Origin of the sequence: Aeromonas sp. HMWF017, from assembly GCF_003061465.1 — a bacterium.
In the GTDB taxonomy this organism is placed as follows: domain Bacteria; phylum Pseudomonadota; class Gammaproteobacteria; order Enterobacterales; family Aeromonadaceae; genus Aeromonas; species Aeromonas veronii.
In genome coordinates, this window is sequence record NZ_QAJD01000056.1 from 1 (window position 1) to 15,039 (window position 15,039).

A 15,039-nucleotide genomic window follows, 5' to 3' on the forward strand; every position below is an offset into this window, starting at 1 on the left:
CAGCGGGGCAGCTCGGGCTGGATCTGCTGGATAAATTGCTCGCGGCTGCCCGATTGCGCTTCACGCAATACCCAGGTCTCGCCCCCCAGTCGGGAGAGGGAGAGCTCCTTCTTGTTGGCAAGCGGGTGACCGGGTGGGGCCACCACCAGCATCTCGTCCTGCAGCCAGGATTCGGCGAGCAGGTCGGGGTGGTGGTTCTCCCCCTCGATCAGTGCCATATCCAGCTCGAAGTTGGCCAGCGCATGGCAGAGCAGGTGAGTGTTGTTGATGGTCACCTTGGGGGGGAGCCCCAGCTCCTGTTTGCTGCTGGCGAGCAGGGTGGGGAGCAGGTAGTTGCCGATGGTCTGGCTGGCACCAAGGCGCAGCTGGCCGCTCGGCTCGGCATCGGGGCTGAACAGGTTCTCGATATCCTGCATCCGGGTCAGCAGCTCTTCGGCGGCCGGTTGCAGCAGGCGCCCCTCGTTGTTGAGCTGCAATCTGGGGTGAATGCGGTCAAACAGCGGGGTGGAGAGCTGGCGCTCCAGCTCCTGCAGCGACTGGGAGACGGCCCCCTTGCTCAGGCAGAGCTCGTTGGCGGCAAGGCCAAGGTTTCCATAGCGGGCAATGGTGGCGAACACTTTCAGCTGCTGCAGGGTCAGTTTCATAGTGTTTGGTTTTCCTGAATGATTGATTTAATTCATTTAGATATCGTAAACGATAAGGGACCATTATCCTATCGCCATAGTCATCAATAGAAAGGTGTCATCATGATCGCAAGAACCCGTAAATCACTGGCTGCCGCCCCAACCCCCATGGCGGGTCTGGCGCTGGGCATCGCCAGCCTTGGTTGGTGTTGGGAAAATGCCGGTCACTTCGATGGCCGGATGCAACTGCTGGGCGCTGCCATTGCGGCCGTGCTGCTGGTGATCCTGACCTTCAAGTTTCTGCTTCACCCCCGCCTGCTGTTGCAGGATCTCGCTCACCCCGTGGTGGGCAGTGTGGTTCCGACCTATGCCATGGGCACCATGGTGGTCTCCAAAGCGCTCGGTATGATTGCGCCGCAAGCGGGCGAGGCCCTCTGGCTGTTTGCCGTGGCGGTTCACCTGCTGTTCCTGGCAACCTTTATCTGGCATCGCGCCAAAGAGTTTGAAATCCACCACATGGTGCCGAGCTGGTTCGTGCCGCCGGTGGGGATCATCGTGGCTGACGTCGCCTTCCCGGGGGGGCAATTTGCCCCGCTGGCCAACGGTCTGCTCTGGTTCGGGATCATCTGCTACGGCCTGATGCTGCCGCTGATGCTCTATCGCCTGATCTTCAGCCATGAAGTGCCGGATGCCGCCAAACCGACCATCGCCATTCTGGCGGCTCCTGCCAGCCTCTCTCTGGCCGGTTACCTGACCGTCAGCCAGGAGCCGTCACTGCTGCTGGTGGCCGTGCTGTTGGGGATCGCCATCCTGATGACAGGCATCATCTATCTGGCCTTCATCAAACTGCTGCGTCTGCCCTTCTCGCCGGGTTATGCCGCCTTCACCTTCCCGCTGGTGATCGGTGCCACCGCTCTGTTCAAAGTGGCTCATCTGGTTGAAGGGTTTGCGCAAGGGAGTCACTACGTCGAGCAGATCAGACTGCTGGCCCACTTCGAGCTGGGGGTGGCTACCGTCATCGTCGGGTATGTGGCACTGCGTTACCTGATGTTTTTTCTGCCGCAGCGTAATACCGAAATGAATAACGGCATGGCCCGCCAGGGTGCTCACCGATAAATCTTGACGATGTGACATCGGGAAATGGATAAGCAGTGCGCTCCGAGAGCGACGGGATAAACGACCAGTCATACGATGGATGGACAAAGAGCCTCCACTCTGGTTGTGTAACGAGCAAAATGCCCCGCAGTGCGGGGCATTTTTTTATGGTTTTTTGATGTGGCGCCTGTGGCGGGCTATTTGCCATGGATTTAACTGGTATTACCTGTCAGGACGACTACAATGCAGCACCACTTTTTCGCTCGACCCCAATACATGTCGTCCCAAGATCCCGTATTTGACTCCTCTTTTGAAGCCCGTTTTCTGTATCCCCGCTACTGGTTCAGCTGGTTGGCACTCGGCGTGCTGATGCTGCTGGCCTTTGTGCCGGTGCGATTGCGCGACCGTTTGGCCGAAGCCTTGGCACCGCTGGTGTTTCGTATCTCGAAAAAACAGATCTATATCGCCAGAACCAATCTGGAGATCTGCTTCCCGGACAAGAGCCCGGAAGAGCGGGATGCCATTGCACTGACCTCGATCCGGGTCGGCCTCAAGAGTCTGTTGGGATTTGGCGAGTTCACCATGCGCAGTCAGCGTTATCTGATGAGCCGGATGCAGGTGATCGGTTGGGAGCATATCGAGGTGGAGCGGGCTGCCGGTCGTCCGGTGATCCTGGTAGTGCCTCATACCTGGCCGGTGGATGCTGCCGGTTACTGCTTCACCCAGCGCGGGGTGCCCATGTGCACCATGATGAAACGGGCGCGCAATCCGGTGTTTGACTGGCACCTCAACCGTGCACGGGCCAAGAACGGTTGCCGCGTCTATGAGCGCAGCGCCGGGATCAAGGCGGTGATCCGAACCATCAAGAGCGGTCGCAGCTTCTTCTACCTGCCGGATCAGGATCATGGCCGCGAGAAGAGCATCTTCGTCCCCTTCTTCGGCCACCCCAAGGCGACCCTGCCTGCCTTGCCCCGTCTGGTTCAGGTCAGCGGTGCCAAGGCGGTGCCGCTGCTCGCCTGCTATGACGAAGAGAACTATTGCTACCGGCTGGAGATTGAGGCACCGTTCGACAACTATCCCACCGAAGATGTGATGGCCGATACCTGCCGGATGAACGACATGGTACAGCAGCAGCTGACGCGCCATCCGGGCCAGTACATGTGGTTCCTCAAGATCTTCGATACCCGTGAAGATCAGGAGGGGTTGGATGGCCTCTACGAGGCGGGGATCCAGCGGATCCGCAAGGGATTGTCGCCCCACGGCTGACCCTGAATTCTGATTGATTGAAATGGCCCCAGGTGGGCCATTTTTTATGATAACTCGTCTGATCAGTGCCTTGCAGGTCGGCGGCCAGCCTTCTCAGGGTAGAAAAAAATGTCAGGATAACTACAATAACTGCTTGTTTTTGATGACTTGATGGCCGCCATGTCCCCGTTAGATCCGGTATTTGATACCTCATTTCATACTCGCTTGCTGCATCCCAAATGGTGGGGCAGCTGGTGTGCGCTGGGCCTGCTCTCCCTTTTGGCATTTACTCCTGCGAGGCTGCGGGATCGTTTTGCCGATCTGGTCTCACCGACCCTGCTGCGTTTCTCGAAAAAACAGGCATATATCGCCGATACCAACCTCAAGATCTGCTTTCCCGAGCTGGATGCCGCCGCACGTCAGGCGCTGCTGCTCAAATCGATCCGGGTCGGTCTCAAGACCTTTATGGGCTTTGGCGAGCTCAGTTGGCGCAGCAAGGCGCGCCTGACCCGCCGCATCAAGGTCACCGGCTGGGAGCATGTGCAAGCAGAGCAGGCTGCGGGCCGCCCGGTGATCCTGGTGGTGCCTCACACCTGGGCGGTCGACATGATTGGCCGCTACTTCTCCATGATGGGCATCGAGATGTGCACCATGATGAAGAGCCCGAAAGATCAGGTGTTCGACTGGTACATTAACCGCGAGCGGGCCAAAGCAGGCAAGGTGTACGAGCGTAGCGCCGGGATAAAGCCTGCGATCAAGTCAATCCGCGCCGGCGCCAGCTTTTTCTATCTGCCGGATCAGGATCACGGCCGCGAGGCGAGTGTGTTTGTTCCCTTCTTTGGCCGCCCCAAGGCAACCCTGCCAGCCTTGCCCAAGCTGGTGAAGCTGACCGGTGCCAGAGCCGTGCCCATCTTTGCCAGCTATGACGAGGATGAGGGACGCTATCTGCTGGAGATCGAGCCGCCGTTTGATCCTTATCCCACCGCCGATCTGCTGGCTGACGTCAACGCCATGAACCGGGTGGTGGAGATGCAGGTGGCACGTCATCCCGAGCAGTACATGTGGTTTCTCAAGATCTTCGAAACCCTGGAGCATCAGGAGGGGGATGACGGCCTCTATGAAGCGGGGATCCAGCGTATTCGTCAGGGCTTGCCGCCCGAACCTTGAAAATTGGCCCGCATGCGGGCCATTTTTGTTGGTACAGGCGCCTTTCGTATTTGGCCTGCTGCTGGTGGTTTTTAAGGCGAACGGGTGGACAAAAACAGCGCAAACAGGGGATAACAGGGTGTCTTATGAAAGGGAGAGGCAGGTGAGCGTGCGCGGAGCTATCTTCGAGAGCGGAAATAGGGTAAAAGGGCGGCCATGAAAATTCCAAATCGAATCCAACCTCTGGTTGATGACGGCCTGGTCGATGAGGTCGTCAGCCGGTTGATGAGCGGCAAAGAGGCCGATGTCTATGTGGTGCGCTGCGGCGACGAGATCCGCTGCGCCAAAGTCTATAAAGAGGCCTCCAAGCGCAGCTTCAAGCAGGCCGTGGTCTATCAGGAGGGGCGCAAGGTGCGCAACAGCCGCAGCGCCCGCGCCATGGAGAAGGGCTCCAAATATGGCCGCAAGCAGCATGAAGAGGTGTGGCAGAACACCGAGGTCGATGCCCTGTTCAAGCTGGCTGCTGCCGGTGTGCGGGTGCCACAGCCCTATGTCTGCCTCGATGGTGTCCTCTTGATGGAACTTATCACCGATGAGGATGGCAATGTCGCGCCGCGCCTCAACGATGTGGCACTCACCCCCGAGCAGGCGGTTATTGATCACCACAAAGTGATCCGCTATGTGGTGCGCATGCTCTGTGCCGGTCTCATTCATGGGGATCTCTCGGAGTTCAATGTGCTGGTGGATGAACAGGGCCCCGTCATTATCGACCTGCCCCAGGTGGTGGATGCCGCCGCCAACAACCAGGCCAAGGCGATGCTGGAGCGGGACGTCAACAACATGCGCAACTACTACGGCATGTATGCCCCCGAGCTGCTCAAGACCCGTTATGCCCAGGAGATGTGGGCGCTGTTTGAAGATGGCAAACTTACCCCCGAGAGCGAGCTGACCGGTCACTTTGAAGAGAGCCGCGCCGCCATCGATCTCGATTCGGTACTGCAGGAGATCGAGAGCGCCGAAGAGGAGGCCTATGCCCGTCAGGCCCGGATGAAGGCGGAGCAGGAAGACAGCTACTAACGGATAGCCACTCTCGCCACAAGAGCGCCTTCGGGGCGCTCTTTTTATTGGTGCTGCGGCTATGGTCGGCTGGGGCAGGGGGCTAGCTGATACATCTCCAGCCAGTTGCGATCCCCCGGATGGAAGCGCCGCCCCAGCAACACGCCACCGGCTGCCGTAATGACCTTGCGGGAAGCCAGATTGTCTTGATCACAGCAGATCAGCACCGGCGCCGCCAGTACCTGTTGTTGAACCCAGCGCAGCAGCACGGTCGCGGCCCCTTCGCCACGGCGAGAGGGGCGGGTTTCGTAACCGATATGACCCAGCCACTGGCGGGTTGCCTCATTGTCGCCGTGACGCAGGCGCAGGGTGGCGATGATCTCCCCGCCATCGAGGGCAAAATAGGTGGTGGTCGGCAGGTATCCACTGGGCAGATTGCGCCCTTCGGCGTGATCCAGCAGGCTCTGTAGCCAGCCGTCCGGGTCAAATTGCGCCACCTGATAGAGCGGCTGTCCGTCCTCGGCGCATTCGGTGACATAGCGCCGGTAAGCCGGGGCATCTGTCAGCCTGGCCGGTCGGCACTGCAGAGCGAGCACTGCGCTCATGACAGGAGCGCGCAGGGCTGCAGCGGTTGCGGCTCGTTGTGGTGGAGCTCCTGTACGCAGGCCCGTTGCCTTCCAGCCTGTTTGGCTGCGTAAAGGGCCCGATCCGCGCGCAGGTAGGCCGCTTCAAACCCCTCGTCAGGGTGCAGCGAGGTGAGGCCGATGCTGAGGCTGATGGGGCCACCGGCCAGCTCCCGAGTCGCCTCGGCGATCTGTTCCTGCAAGGCGTGGCAGTAGTCGGGCAGGGTCTGCGGGTCCGCCATCAGCAGCAGGGCCAGCTCATCGCCGCCAAGCCGACCGGCCATGCCCTCGGCAGGCAGGGTATTGGCGATCACCCGACCCACGGCCCGCAGCATGGCATCACCGGCGGGGTGGCCGTGGTGGTCGTTGATCTGTTTGAAGTTATCCAGATCGATCAGCAGTAGCTGGCCGGGGCTCGTCACCTCGCGGGCACGCAGGGCCACCTGGCGTTCGAAATAGTGGCGGCTGAACAGGCCGGTCAGCTCATCCTGATTGGCGCGCCGCTCCAGCGTGCGCTGGGTGGCCAGCAGGGCTTGCTGCTGGCGGGTATGGACCAGGCTCAGCAGCAGATAACTGCGGGCGATGGTAAAGAGCAGGCTGAGCAGGATCACAGGTCCGAGCAGCGGGTCGGTGAAGGAGTTGGCCGCCTGCTCCGGCTGCCAGAGGTGTTTGGCGATCCGCAGTAGTTGCAACAGCAGTTGCAGTCCGAGCAGCAGAATGGCAAAGCGCAGCACCCGATAGACGGGGGCCAGCCGCTGGTAGCGCCAGAGCTGCCAGATAAGCAGCGCAATCTGCAGCGAGAGCACGCCGGAGAGCACGATGATCCGGCTGTGCACATCAAAGAGGGATTGCTGCAGGGCGGTCAGGGCAAACAGGACGAAACCGCCGAGGGTAACGGCGGGCAGCAGCCAACCCAGTTGATCGGCTTCACGGCGAAAGAAGTGGCGCATCCCCCGTTCGTATAGCAGGGTGGTCGACATCAACAGCAGGTTGGTGCAGAGAATATTGGCAAGGGATGCATCCCCCTCAAGGGGGCGCAGCAGCAGGCAGCAAAAAGCCCCCGCGATAACCAGTTCCCCCGCTGACCAGTAGATCAATGCCCTGATCTGGCGATGGCTGTACCACATGGCGGCGAAAATGGTGGCGACCCCCACATGTGACAGCGTGACGAACAGCACCAGACTCAACAACTGGGCTGAGGAAAACAGACTTGGCATCAAGGGGCTCTCTGGGAAGTCACCTGTGAACGAACAGGCGATGGGGTATCGCCCGCTGGCAGTGGCCGATCACAACATGAATCCAACCTATTATCAATTGGTTAAATGGCTGAATATGCTTACCTCCGACTTCTTGCACGATGGCAACTGCTGACTCGATTTATCAGCGCACAAGGAGCCATTTTATTGTCTTGTCAGTCAATTGTGCTGCGTAAACGGTGGTTGTGTAGGTGGCAGGGTGAACCCAACCGCCTGACGTCGTGCTAATCGCAGGTTGCAGCAGGCAAGCGCATGACGGTGGCCTCACGGCCGAGGTGGGCCAACAGGCGGCGCACATCGTCGAGGCGGATGATCAGAGTCGCGGTGTTGACCAGCGGATGGCACTGCACCTGTTCGGCCTGCCAGATGGCCTCGTCCACCACCAGCTCTACCGCTTTTTCCCTGTCGCGCACCATGGCGAGCAGGGTCACCGATCCCGGGGTGAGGCCGAGCACCGCATCGAGCCGCTCTGGGGAGCCAAAGCTCAGCCGCTTGACGCCGAGCATGGCTGCCAGCGCCTTGAGATTGACCCGGTGCTCCTCCGGGCTCACCACCAGAAACAGCCGCTCGCTTTTCGGATCGCGCAAAAAGAGGTTCTTGGTCTTGGCTGCGGGCAGGTCGGGCAGCAGCTTGCTCGCCTCCTCACAGGTAAACACTGGGGGATGATCGATACGCTGGTAGGGGATAGCCAGCTGATCCAGCAGGGAATAGATTGCCACAAAGACTCCTTTGGTCGGCGAAGAGTGGTCAGAACGGGATGGGTGGGAATAACGACCGGATCGAGCTTACCAGTTTGACTCCCGCCTCGCAGCCAGCGTGACGATTGCGAGCAGGCACTGTATGAACGTACAATAGTCCCATTCTCGGACAGCCCCTTTACGCTTCATGACTGCAACCCAGCCCACCTTACCCGCCACTCCGCCCCTCGACGGTTTTATCCTGACCCGCCATGGTCGGGACGTGCGCGGTCGCAACGGGCACGCTGCCACCACCGAAATCGTGATGTGGCTCTGGAGCGCGCAGGGGCCGGTGCGGCTGGTGGTGCCGGGGCAGGAGCCGGTGTTCTTTTTGCCGCAGAGCCATATGGCAGAAGCCGCCGAGCTGTTTAAAGGGGCCGGGGTGAGCGGGCGGTTTCGCCGCCTGCCGATGCACACCTTCGACGGTCGCCCTGTGGTGGGCTGCTATTTCGCTACCCTGAGCGCCTTTCACCGCGCCATCGAGCTGCTGCTTATTCGCGGGCTGGAGCACTTCGAGGCGGATATCCGGTTGCCGGAGCGCTTCCTGATGGAGCGTTTCATCACCGCTGGCGTGCGCTTCGATGGCCGGGCGGTAAAAAAGGGGGGCAAGCAGGGCTACTGGGAGGTGAACGAGGCGCGCTGCGCGCCGCAGGCGGTGACGCCAACCCTCTCCTGGGTGTCGCTGGATGTGGAGTGCGCCATGGACGGGGCCCTCTTCTCGGTCGGTCTTTATAGCGAGCAGGATGCGCGGGTCATCATGATTGGCACCCCGGAAGCGGATGCCGAGAGCTGGGGAACCCAGGTCCAGTGGGTAGAGGACGAGAGCACCCTGCTGAGTGCGCTGGAGAGCTGGTTCAGTCTGCATGACCCCGACCTGGTCATCGGTTGGAACGTGGTTAACTTTGACTTTCGCCTGCTGCTGCGCCGCGCCGAGCTTAACAAGCGGCGACTGCGGCTCGGGCGGGGGCGCGAGCTCTGCTTCTGGCGCTCGTCACGGGGCGATCCCCAAACCGGCAACGTCATTATCCCCGGGCGCATGGTGCTCGACGGCATCGATACCCTCAAAAGCGCCACCTGGCAGTTTGCCAGCTACAGCCTGGATGCGGTGGCGAGCGAACTGCTCGGCCGTGGCAAGGATATCGAGGACGTGGCCAATCGGGGGGAGAAGATCACCGAGCTGTTCCACTCCGACAAGGAGGCGCTGGCCCGCTACAACCTGGAAGATTGCAAGCTGGTGTGGGAGATCTTCGATTACTGCCACCTTATCCCTTTTGCCATCGAGCGCGCTTCCCTTACCGGCCTTGAGCTGGACAGGGTGGGGGGCTCGGTGGCGGCCTTTACCAACCTCTATCTGCCGCGGCTCCATCGTGGCGGCTACGTGGCGCCCAATCTGCCGGCCGACGGCGGGTTGGCGAGCCCAGGTGGCTATGTGATGGACTCCAAACCCGGCCTCTATCGCCACGTGCTGGTGCTCGATTTCAAGAGCCTCTATCCCAGCATCATCCGCACCTTCTGCATCGACCCCATGGGACTCATCGAGGGGTTGCAACACCCCGAGCACGCCATTCCAGGCTTTCGCGGCGCCATGTTCTCCCGCGAGCGGCATTTCTTGCCGGAGCTCATCGCTACCTTGTGGGCGGCGCGGGACAGAGCCAAGGCCGCCAGCAACAAGGCACTCTCCCAGGCCATCAAGATCATCATGAACTCCTTCTACGGCGTGCTGGGTTCGGGGGGCTGCCGTTTCTATGATCCGCGCCTGGCCTCGTCCATTACCCTGCGTGGCCACAGCATCATGCAGCAGACCCGCGAGTGGATTGAAGAGAAGGGGTTCGAGGTGATCTATGGCGACACCGACTCCACCTTCGTGCACCTTGGCAAGGAGACCAGTCCCGAACAGGCGGACGTGATCGGCCAGCGACTGGCGCAAATGATCAACGATAACTGGGCTGCACTGATCAAGCGCGAATTCGACCTGCCGAGTTATCTCGAGATCCAGTACGAGACCCACTACCGCCGCTTTCTGATGCCCACCATTCGCGGGCTGGAGAAGGGCAGCAAGAAGCGCTATGCCGGTCTGGTTGGCAAGGCTAGTGAGGGGAGTGAACAGCTGGTGTTCAAGGGGCTCGAATCGGTGCGCACCGACTGGACCATGCTGGCCAAGCAGTTTCAGACCCGCCTCTATGAGCTGGTGTTTCACGACCAAGATCCCAGCGGCTATGTGCGCACCATGGTGGATGAGACCCGCGCCGGTCGACACGATGATCTGCTGATTTACCGCAAACGGCTGCGCCAGAAGCTCGAGGAGTATCAGAAGAATGTGCCACCCCATGTGCGGGCGGCGCGGCTGGCCGATGAGGAGAACCTGCGCCGTGGTCTGCCCCAGCGTTATCAGCATCGGGGCGCCATCGCCTATCTGATGACCCTCAATGGCCCCGAGCCGCTGGAGTACCGGCGCAGCGCCATCGATTACGAACACTACATAGACAAGCAGTTGCGGCCCATTGCCGATGCCATCCTGCCCTTTATCGGCGAGTCGTTCGACCGGATCTGCGGCCAGCAGCTGGATCTTTTCTGATTGGTGCAAGATGGCACTTTACTTCCCATGAATACTGGATAAAAATACAGTTATAAATCATGGAGAAGTTTCCTATGCGTCTTGAAATCATCATCGACAGAAAACATCAGATCCCGACCTCGACCATGGAGGCGCTGCGTCAGGAGCTGCTCAAGCAGCTTGGCGAAAGATTCCCCGACATCCATGTGCGGGTCGCGCCGGGCAGTGCCATGGCTCTGACCGTCAGCCGTGCCAGCAAGGAAGACAAAGAGCTGGCCGAAGCCATGGTGCAGGAGGTGTGGGAGAACGCCGAGAGCTGGATGCCGGAAGAGAACGTCGCCTCCTGATCCCGCACGGTCAGTGGATAACTCGGGCGTTGGATAAATGGGTTGCTGATAAACGGGCATGCCCGCGAATGATCCGCCGATCCCCGGACAACAAAAACGCAGCCAAGTGGCTGCGTTTTTGTTGGTGATGAGTTCGCGGTGGCTTGTCTGGCTCTGGGTTGAGCATTGCCCGTTACAACCCCGCCCAGCTTTTCAGGCTCTGCTGCTGCACCCGGCGATTGGCCTCGCGGATCTCCCCTTTGGCACGCAGGTCGGCCAGCGCAATGGGCAGTGCGGCGCGGATCTCGGCACTGCTCATTCCGGCTTTGAGGGCCGGGTGATAGGCCATCTTGAGCAGCACATAGTCCAGCCCGGTCAAAAAGCTGTCGATGCTGTTGTCATTGAAGATGGAGGGAAACACCTTGTCCGAGTCGTTGGGCAGCCCCATCACCTGGGTGAACTCCTCCACCACGCAGTCGAGAAAACGCCCCTTGGCTCTGCTGTAGTCTACCGGAATGATGATGGTGGCACGGCTGATCTCGTGTTTCGCATTGGTTGCGAAGTTGGCAAGGCAGAGCCCTTCCTTGAGTGCCATCTTGACTGATGGATCGCCCCCCATGGTGCGGTTGGCCCAGCTCTTCATCTTGCTGTAGTCGGTCATGATCAGGGTGAGGTTGGGCTTTGCGGTCACCATGCTGATGGAGTGGCCGGTGATGCGGGCCAGATGGGCTGCCTGTACCTTCACCACGTCGGCCTGCAGCGGCTTGTCACCCGATTCGTTGATAAGTTGCAGCCGGATCGGCTGCTGCCAGCGGGCAAAACGGGTCTGCCTGGCTTCGCCATATTCCCGCTCCATGGCGATGGCCATAAAGCTCTCGGTGAGATAGCTGTCGCTCTGCCAGCGCTCATCGGCCCGGGCGCAGTGGCCCGCGAGCAGAAGCAGCAGGGTCAGCAGCCCGCGTAACGTGACGTGGGGATGGGCAGCGCGGCCCAAGCTGGTCATTACCACAGTGGCAATAAAGCGGGTGGCACCAAAGGGGGTGGCGGCAAATGACATGTTTCCTCCCTGAAACGGTTGTCAGCCTAGCGGTTGGCCTTGTCGATATCGCGCCAGGTGAGCCAGAGCCTGAGATCAAACTCCAGTTGATGATAGTCGGGCTCCATGTGCTGGCAGAGCTGGTAGAAGCTCTTGTTGTGATCCTTCTCTTTGATATGGGCCAGCTCGTGCACCACGATCATTTTCAGGAACGGGGGCGGCGCCTCCTTGAACAGGGCGGCGATGCGGATCTCGTTCTTGGCCTTGAGCTTGCTGCCCTGCACCCGGCTGACGTAGGTGTGCAGGCCGAGGGCATCCTTGATCACGTTGATCTTGCCATCGAACACCACCTTTGACAGGGGCGCCGAGCTCTTGAGGTAGCGGTTCTTCAGCTCCATGGTGTAGGCGAGCAGCGCCTTGTCACTCTGGATCTGGTGGCTCTCCGGATAGCGTTTGGCCAGCATCTCCCCCAGCTTGCCTGCCGCAATCAGCTGCTGTACCTGTGCCTTGAGAGGGTCGGGATAGCCGCCCAGATAAGTCAGTTCCGCCATGGTGTCACTCGTTACATCAAAAAGAGCGTCATTGTAGTTATCTCGGGCGGGCTTGCCTACTGCGGGCCGATGCTGCAAGGGGCTCTGGCGCAATAAAAAGGGCGGCCATTGCAACAATGGCCGCCCTGCGGGGCGTATTGACGATCAGCGTCGGCGATAGAGACCCGGATCCACCTCTTCATAGTGGCTGGTCAGGTATTGATAGAAGGCGAGATGGGAAGGCGAGCTCGGTTTTTTCAGCTCCTCGCTCACCCGATCCGGCTTGGCGATGATGAACTTCGGGCTCTGGCGCTGGATATCGGCCAGCACCCGCTCGCGCACGTCATAGGGCGGATTGACGTTGGCAAAGAAGAGATAGGCGGACGCCGGCTGGCGATCGGTCCAGAGATAATATTGCGGCTGGATGCCATCGACCCAGATCTTGTCGCTCGGGCTGGTTTCGGCCTTGATGCGATCAACCCGTACCTGCGCGGCCGGATTGAAGGGGCGACCCTTGAGGGTCCCTTCCCAGGCGTTGTTGATCATCAGCAGCAGCATGGCCAGCGTCGCCAGCCAGGGGGTGGCACTGCGCACATCCCAGGCGCGCCAGAGGGGGATGAGGATCAGCACCGGCAGCGCCCACAGCAGGCTGGTACCGAGCACCTCGTTGACCCGCTCGAGGGACCACTCCTTGGTGCTCCAGCCAAAGGCGAGCTGCTGGGCCAGCAGCCAGCTGGCGGTGAGCACCACCAGCGAGATGCAGAGCAGCCCGATGGCATCTGCCTGCTGTTCGCTGCGATCCAGCAATACCGCCAGCGGCAGCACCGCCAGTTGCAGATAGAGCACGTCGTAGTGATCGAACACATGGCCGGAGACCGAGTTGGCGATCAGGGTAAACAGCACCCCAAACAGGGTCGCCAGCAGGGCGGGCAGATACCACTCCTGACGGCGGCTCAGCATCAAAATGATGAATGCGGGCAGCAGCATCACAAGGCCGGTGCGCAGCAGGCCGACGGCGCCCACCATGGGAGAGAAGCCATTGCCGTAGCTCCCTTCGAAGAAGATGTCGAAGGCGTAGTATTTGAAGGCCGCCAGCAGATCATGCTGCTGGAAGTAGGCGTAAAGCGGGCCGCCAATCAGCGCCAGTCCCAGCAGGCTGGAGATGAGCAGCAAGATGGCATCACGCCACTTCTCGTGCAGACACCAGTGGCAGAACAGCACCAGATACCAGGCCCCCCAGAAGGCGCCGTTGTTGGTGCGCATCCAGGCGACGATGGCGAAGGTGAGGGCCGCCACCAGCGCCGGCCACCAGCGAAATCCCTTGTCCAGCAGCAGGGTAATGAAGGCCCACTGGGCGATGAGGGCGAGGTGGAAGGTCCAGTCCTCGGTCATGTTGCCGTAGTAGTAACGGGTGCCGTAGAGAGCCAGCACCGCCAGCATGGCGCCGAGACGCGCCTTGAACGAGAGGCCAAGCTGGGCAAAGGCCTGCCAGCTGGCCAGCAGTCCGAGCCAGCAGAGCACCCACTCCAGCGCCCAGATCCCGACAAATCCCCCCATTCCATAGCCCAGCGCGTCGAGGGCGAAGATCATCGGCCCCTTGATGTCGATCATGTCGCGATAGAGCACACCCCCTTCGCTCCACATCTTGCCCATCACCGCGAACAGCGAGGCATCAAAGCCCGGCGCCATGGCGTGGAAGAGCGGGTTGCGCAGACAGAAGAGCAGCGCCAGCAGGGCGGTCAGCAGCACGATGGCTGGCTTTATGCCCGGGTTGACGCGAGGGGGAGTGAAACGGATGGAGTGATTCATGAAGTCGCCTGTTCCTGCAGCTGGTCTTGAAAGCGGGCCTATCTTGCCGAGCTAGTGAGTGTGATGCAATGGGGCGGGCCCGTGTGGGGCAAATATTCTCGAAAAAGCCCGGTTCTTGCAGGGAACCGGGCGTTGGCTGCGGCAATTTTGGCCGTCAGGGGATGTGGCAAGCCATCCCCTCTTCATCAACCGAGGTACTCAAGCAGGGGCGGCTGCGCCTCCAGTGTCGGCAGGTGACGGGCCCAGCGGATAAAGGCGTCGGCCAGGGTGATACCGAGCTCCTGATTGTGCTGGGTCAGGGTCCGCGCCAGTGCGGTGTAGCCCTCTTTGCCGGAGGCGGTATAGGCGCTCGACACTCCGCGATAGACCTGTTCGGCATTGACCGCTAGCCACTGGCCGGAGGCGGCTTCCCACTCCAGTCGGGTGATGCGCTGGCCCTTGGGCCGATCGGCCTGATAGGTGAATCGCACCCCCGCGGTGTAGGGGAAGCTGCCATTGCCATTGCCGACCACGCCGTTGTTGGTGGCGTTGTCGATGGCATTCTCCAGCGCTTCCGCCAACTCGTGACCGTGCACCCGATAGAGGGTGAGAGGAATGGCAAACGGTAGCAGGCGACCGGCGATATCCGCTTCGCTCAGGGGGCCTGGCTCCAGCGAGCAGCGCACACCACCGGCGTTGTGCAGGGCAAAGTCCACCTCGCCTACCTGTTCACGGGCGGCGGTCAGCATGGCGCGGGCCACCAGCGGGGCGAGTTGGCTGCCATGGGGCAGGGTCGCATCCGGCAGCCGCTGATGAGGCAGTGGCGCCGCCAGCCGGGTGACGATGCGCTGGCTCATTGTCTCTATCTCAGGCCGATAGCGTTTGGCCAGATGTTGTTCAAGCTGTGGATCCGGCTCGCAGAAGGTGAGCCCGGCGGGTGGCGTGGAGGCAAATGGCCAGGGCTGCCAGGGGAGCCACTCCAGCTGCCCCTCACTTTGCACGACGCGGCCCGCCTTATCGAAGG

Annotated in this window: 15 protein-coding genes; 7 read left to right on the forward strand and 8 right to left on the reverse strand. The window is 60.8% G+C overall.

Annotation, left to right across the window (positions count from 1 at the left end):
• Nucleotides 1–644: LysR substrate-binding domain-containing protein (locus tag DBR30_RS04665; protein ID WP_108588210.1), on the reverse strand; the 644-nt coding region annotated here is incomplete at its 3' end.
• Between the two features lie 102 nt (nucleotides 645–746).
• Here DBR30_RS04665 and DBR30_RS04670 point away from each other — a divergent pair.
• From DBR30_RS04670 to DBR30_RS04685, 4 genes are all read left to right on the forward strand, one after another.
• On the forward strand, nucleotides 747–1,739 hold the full coding sequence (locus tag DBR30_RS04670; RefSeq protein ID WP_005352390.1) for a TDT family transporter: 993 nt from the start codon (nucleotides 747–749) through the stop codon (nucleotides 1,737–1,739).
• Between the two features lie 255 nt (nucleotides 1,740–1,994).
• The gene (gene lpxM, locus DBR30_RS04675; RefSeq protein WP_108542388.1) at nucleotides 1,995–2,984 is read left to right on the forward strand and encodes a lauroyl-Kdo(2)-lipid IV(A) myristoyltransferase; all 990 of its coding nucleotides are present in this window, start codon (nucleotides 1,995–1,997) and stop codon (nucleotides 2,982–2,984) included.
• Nucleotides 2,985–3,134: 150 nt separating this feature from the next.
• The gene (locus DBR30_RS04680; RefSeq protein WP_181363485.1) at nucleotides 3,135–4,130 is read left to right on the forward strand and encodes an LpxL/LpxP family acyltransferase; all 996 of its coding nucleotides are present in this window, start codon (nucleotides 3,135–3,137) and stop codon (nucleotides 4,128–4,130) included.
• Nucleotides 4,131–4,325: 195 nt separating this feature from the next.
• On the forward strand, nucleotides 4,326–5,186 hold the full coding sequence (locus DBR30_RS04685; RefSeq protein ID WP_005352386.1) for a PA4780 family RIO1-like protein kinase: 861 nt from the start codon (nucleotides 4,326–4,328) through the stop codon (nucleotides 5,184–5,186).
• Between the two features lie 59 nt (nucleotides 5,187–5,245).
• On the opposite strand, the gene DBR30_RS04690 is transcribed toward DBR30_RS04685, so the two are convergent.
• Nucleotides 5,246–5,770 carry a GNAT family N-acetyltransferase gene (locus tag DBR30_RS04690; RefSeq protein WP_108542378.1) on the reverse strand — a complete coding sequence of 175 codons (525 nt, stop codon included), beginning with the start codon at nucleotides 5,768–5,770 and terminating at the stop codon, nucleotides 5,246–5,248.
• Nucleotides 5,767–7,005 (reverse strand): GGDEF domain-containing protein, encoded by a 1,239-nt coding sequence (locus tag DBR30_RS04695; protein ID WP_108542379.1) that lies wholly within the window; start codon nucleotides 7,003–7,005, stop codon nucleotides 5,767–5,769. Before DBR30_RS04695 ends, DBR30_RS04690 begins: the two co-directional genes overlap by 4 nt.
• Before the next feature lie 25 nt (nucleotides 7,006–7,030).
• On the opposite strand from DBR30_RS04695, the gene DBR30_RS21630 reads away from it, so the two are divergent.
• Nucleotides 7,031–7,159 (forward strand): hypothetical protein, encoded by a 129-nt coding sequence (locus DBR30_RS21630; protein WP_258224281.1) that lies wholly within the window; start codon nucleotides 7,031–7,033, stop codon nucleotides 7,157–7,159.
• 109 nt (nucleotides 7,160–7,268) lie between these two features.
• Here DBR30_RS21630 and DBR30_RS04700 read toward each other — a convergent pair whose 3' ends face one another.
• Nucleotides 7,269–7,763 (reverse strand): prolyl-tRNA synthetase associated domain-containing protein, encoded by a 495-nt coding sequence (locus tag DBR30_RS04700; protein WP_108542380.1) that lies wholly within the window; start codon nucleotides 7,761–7,763, stop codon nucleotides 7,269–7,271.
• A 166-nt stretch (nucleotides 7,764–7,929) separates the two neighbouring features.
• On the opposite strand from DBR30_RS04700, the gene DBR30_RS04705 reads away from it, so the two are divergent.
• Both DBR30_RS04705 and DBR30_RS04710 read left to right on the forward strand, forming a co-directional pair.
• Nucleotides 7,930–10,356 carry a DNA polymerase II gene (locus DBR30_RS04705; protein WP_108542381.1) on the forward strand — a complete coding sequence of 809 codons (2,427 nt, stop codon included), beginning with the start codon at nucleotides 7,930–7,932 and terminating at the stop codon, nucleotides 10,354–10,356.
• Between the two features lie 74 nt (nucleotides 10,357–10,430).
• Complete coding sequence (locus tag DBR30_RS04710; RefSeq protein ID WP_108542382.1) at nucleotides 10,431–10,682, forward strand: DinI family protein; 252 nt, start codon at nucleotides 10,431–10,433, stop codon at nucleotides 10,680–10,682.
• Between the two features lie 172 nt (nucleotides 10,683–10,854).
• On the opposite strand, the gene DBR30_RS04715 is transcribed toward DBR30_RS04710, so the two are convergent.
• The 4 genes from DBR30_RS04715 to DBR30_RS21635 form a co-directional block, all read right to left on the reverse strand.
• Nucleotides 10,855–11,718, reverse strand: coding sequence for a DUF2927 domain-containing protein (locus DBR30_RS04715; RefSeq protein WP_108542383.1), 864 nt, complete (start codon nucleotides 11,716–11,718; stop codon nucleotides 10,855–10,857).
• Between the two features lie 26 nt (nucleotides 11,719–11,744).
• A complete protein-coding gene (locus DBR30_RS04720) occupies nucleotides 11,745–12,248 on the reverse strand; it encodes a M48 family metallopeptidase (RefSeq protein WP_005333421.1) in 504 nt (167 codons plus the stop codon).
• Between the two features lie 144 nt (nucleotides 12,249–12,392).
• Nucleotides 12,393–14,036 (reverse strand): hypothetical protein, encoded by a 1,644-nt coding sequence (locus DBR30_RS04725; RefSeq protein ID WP_181363486.1) that lies wholly within the window; start codon nucleotides 14,034–14,036, stop codon nucleotides 12,393–12,395.
• 185 nt (nucleotides 14,037–14,221) lie between these two features.
• Nucleotides 14,222–15,039, reverse strand: an 818-nt coding sequence (locus DBR30_RS21635) for a 5'-nucleotidase C-terminal domain-containing protein (protein WP_258224282.1), incomplete at its 5' end; no start/stop codon positions are given.